This is a genomic window from Pseudomonas sp. XP1 (genome assembly GCF_053557675.1).
Genome location: NZ_JBNRIJ010000004.1, coordinates 25,389 through 28,946, shown reverse-complemented (window position 1 = coordinate 28,946; position 3,558 = coordinate 25,389). Strand labels below are relative to the sequence as shown.

At 62.7% G+C, this 3,558-nt stretch carries 3 protein-coding genes; 2 read left to right on the top strand and 1 reads right to left on the bottom strand.

Going from position 1 to position 3,558, the window contains the following annotated elements:
- Positions 1-258: 258 nt before the first annotated feature.
- Positions 259-891: an HTH-type transcriptional repressor FabR gene (fabR, locus tag ACK1U9_RS05275; protein ID WP_046613290.1), complete on the top strand. Its 633-nt coding sequence runs from the start codon at positions 259-261 to the stop codon at positions 889-891.
- A gap of 154 nt (positions 892-1,045) precedes the next feature.
- Entirely contained in the window at positions 1,046-2,143 is a 1,098-nt protein-coding gene (locus ACK1U9_RS05270; protein WP_449109746.1) for an AGE family epimerase/isomerase, read from the top strand.
- A gap of 132 nt (positions 2,144-2,275) precedes the next feature.
- On the opposite strand, the gene ACK1U9_RS05265 is transcribed toward ACK1U9_RS05270, so the two are convergent.
- Positions 2,276-3,043, bottom strand: coding sequence for an SDR family oxidoreductase (locus tag ACK1U9_RS05265; RefSeq protein ID WP_085599706.1), 768 nt, complete (start codon positions 3,041-3,043; stop codon positions 2,276-2,278).
- Positions 3,044-3,558 lie beyond the last annotated feature (515 nt).

Here is a 3,558-nt window from a genome sequence, read left to right as displayed (position 1 = left end):
CGAAGGTGGCTCCGACCGCCTGATCGAACGCAGTGGCCGTGTTGCCGAAGGTGGCTCCGACCGCCTGATCGAACGCAGTGGCCGCGTTGCCGAAGGTGGTTCTGATCGCTTGGTTGAACTCAGCCGTGTGAGCTGATCACCATGGCCGAAAAGAACAACCTCTGTCACAACGCCTGCTCCCCTCCATGCCCGGTCCATTGACCGGGCTTTGTTTTTTTAACTAGAGTGCCCAGCCTTACCGCCACAGAAGCCCGCACCATGCTGCCGCGCGCCGAACAGAAGCAACAGACCCGCCAGGCCCTGCTCGATGCCGCCTGCCAGCTCATGGAGAGTGGCCGTGGTTTCGGCAGTATCAGCCTGCGCGAAGTGGCGAAGACGGCCGGCATCGTACCCACCGGCTTCTACCGGCATTTTTCCGACATGGACGCCTTGGGCCTGGCCCTGGTTGCCGAGGTCGACACTACCTTCCGCCAGACCATCCGCCTGGTGCGCCAGAATGAATTCGAACTGGGCGGCATCACCGACGCCTCGGTGCGCATCTTCCTCGACGTGGTCGCCGCCCACCGCGCACAGTTCCTGTTCCTCGCCCGTGAGCAGTACGGCGGTTCGCAGGCCGTACGCCAGGCCATTGCCCGCCTGCGCCAGGACATCAGCGACGACCTGGCCACCGACCTGGCGCGGATGAAGCGCTGGCAGCATCTGGACAGCGCCGCGCTGGCGGTGATGGCCGACCTGGTAGTAAAGACCGTGTTCGCCACCCTGCCAGAGCTTATCGACAGCCCCGAAGCGGGTTATCCACAGGCGTTGACGCCGCAGGAAAAGATCACCCAGCAGTTGCGCTTCATCTTCGTGGGGGCGCGACATTGGCAGGGGCTCGGCAACCCGAGCTGATTGATAGCCTGTACTGGCCTCTTCGCGGCGGTTCGACGCATCGATGAACCCGCTCCCACAGGTACGGCACCGAACCTGAGGGCAGGCCGGCACAGGCTACCCACAACCCAGTTCTGCTACCATGGCGCCCTGCCCGACAGCGACGAGCGCCGAAATGTCCGACCCCCGCCCCACCCTGCCCGAACTGGCCCGCTTCAACCAGCACTTCGCCGAACGCATCGTGCCGTTGTGGCAAGGCCCGGGCTGGAACGCCGACATGGCCCTGCCCTACGAGGCCCTGGACGCCCAGCACCAACCATTGCCGGTGCAGCGCTACCGGGCCATGGCCTGCGCACGTCAGCTTTACCTGTTCAGCAGCCGCATCGGGCAACCGGGCGCAGCCGAGCGAGCGGCCGCCTTGTTCCGCTCGCTGCAGAAGCACTTCCACGACACCGAACACGGCGGCTGGTTCTACAGCATCGACGCCCACGGCAAACCGCTGGACCGGCGAAAGGATCTCTACACTCACGCCTTCATCGTGTTTGCCTGTGCGCATTACTGGGGCAAGGTGCGTGAAAACCTGGTGGAGTCCACGCTGAACGCCGCGCTGGACATCATCGACCAGCAGTTCGCCCGCGACGATGGCCTGTACGAAGCCAGCCTCGCTGAAGACTGGGCAGACCTTGCCAGCGGCCCGCTGCAAAACCCGCAGATGCACCTGGCCGAAGCCTTCCTGCAGGTGCTGGCGGTGCGTGACGACGAGCATACCCGGCAGTCGCTGCTACAACTGTGCGAGGCGCTGCAGGCACACTTCATCGAACCGGCCCACGGCCTGATGCTGGAAAAGCCACTCGGTACTGTGGATAACTGGTTCGAGCCGGGGCACCAGTTCGAGTGGTTCTACCTGCTGCATACCTCTCCGCTGCTGCGTGATACGCCGCTGCATGCGTCCATCGACCGGGCCTTCGGCTACGCCGAGCAGCATGGTGTGAAGGATGCCGCTGTGCTGGCGATGCTGGATGTGAATGGTCAGGTACTCGACGCCACCCAGCGGATCTGGGCGCAGGCGGAATACCTGCGGGCGCTGGTGTTGCGGACTGGGGGCGAAGCGAAGCTGGCCGGGCAGTTGCAGGCGCTGGAAGCGCAGTTCCTGCGTGAGGCGGGCTGGTATGAGTGCCGGGATGGCGAGGGGGCGGTTAGTCGGCATGATATGCCTTCTACTACGCCCTATCATTTGGCGACTTGCCTGGAAGGATTGCAGCGCCTGGGCTGACGTATTCGCGGGCACGCCCGCTCCCACAGGTACTGCACACCACTTGAGATGTGCACTTATCCTGTAGGAGCGGCCTTGTGTCGCGAAAGGGCTGCAAAGCAGCCCCGGCAATTTGTTTATCTGCCCTGAAACCTAGCCCTTGGTGGAGCGGTCGATCGAGAACCCTGCCCAGTCCTGGCTCACCGGCATCAGCTCGAGGCTGTTGATGTTGATATGCGCCGGCTGGTTGAGGATCCAGAAGATGGTCTCGGCAATGTCCTGCGGCTGGATCGGCTCGGCACCAGCGTAGGTCGCGTCGTATTTGGCCTGGTCACCGCCGAAACGCACCAGCGAAAACTCGCTCTCGCAAAGGCCCGGCTCGATGTTGCTCACCCGCACCCCCGTACCCCGCAGGTCGCAGCGCAGGCTCAACGAGAACTGGCCGACGAAGGCCTTGGTGCCGCCGTACACGTTGCTGCCCGGGTACGGGTAGTTGCCCGCCACCGAACCTACGTTGAGGATCGACGCCCCACGGCCATGGGCGATAAGCCGTGGCAGCAGCAGGCGGGTGGTGTACATCAGGCCCTTGATGTTGGTGTCGACCATGGTTTCCCAGTCGTCCAGGCTGCAGTTCTGTGCCGCGTCCACACCCAGCGCCAGGCCTGCGTTGTTGACCAGGCCGCGCAGCTTGTCAAAGCCGGCCGGCAGGTTGGCGATGGCCTGCTCCATGGCCTTGCGGTCACGTACATCGAGCACCAGACCATGTACTTCGGTCTTGGCCGATAGTTCGGCGCACAGGGCATCCAGGCGCTCCTTGCGGCGGCCAGTGAGCACCAGCTTCCAGCCGGCTTCGGCGAAGCGGCGGGCTGTGGCCTCGCCGAAGCCGGAAGTCGCGCCAGTGATGAATACGGTGGACGTCATGCTCTGTTCCTCACGGTAGGTTGTCATCGGCAGGCTTGCAGCATGCCCGCGCCGGGCGCTTGCAGCAACCCGCCTACAGCACTGTTCATTTTTTGATCATATTCGCCAAAGCCCCGCAGCAGAGGGCTCGGCAGCAGCTATGCGCATGTTATCCACAAGACTTTCCCCACGGATTGGGGGCAACTTGTCGACGGTGCGGAACCCTTTCAGCGACTCATGGTCGGTGGATATCTTTTCGATGCTGGCGCAAGGCTTCCAAGCATGCAGCCTGCAGCGGTCTGTCCAAGGTTTCTTCACAGGTTTATCCACAGGCTTTGCACGGACCTTGGAATGAATGCAGGGCTTTGAAAAACCTGGAAAAACAATCCACAAGGCGCCTGTGATCAAAAAATGATCATTAAGCTGCAGGGCTTGGCATCAAAGGGCTTGAGCGAGATGCCACCATGTTTTCCACAGGCGGTTCCACATTAACCGTGGAAAAGATCGGGCCTGTGGAAACAAGGGCTTGGGATGGG

What these genes read in the sequence shown, in the direction of transcription:
- fabR (WP_046613290.1), top strand. Translation starts at nt 259, where the DNA reads ATGCTGCCGCGCGCCGAACAGAAGCAACAGACCCGCCAGGCCCTGCTC.
- ACK1U9_RS05270 (WP_449109746.1), top strand. Translation starts at nt 1,046, where the DNA reads ATGTCCGACCCCCGCCCCACCCTGCCCGAACTGGCCCGCTTCAACCAG.
- ACK1U9_RS05265 (WP_085599706.1), bottom strand. Translation starts at nt 3,043, where the DNA reads ATGACGTCCACCGTATTCATCACTGGCGCGACTTCCGGCTTCGGCGAG.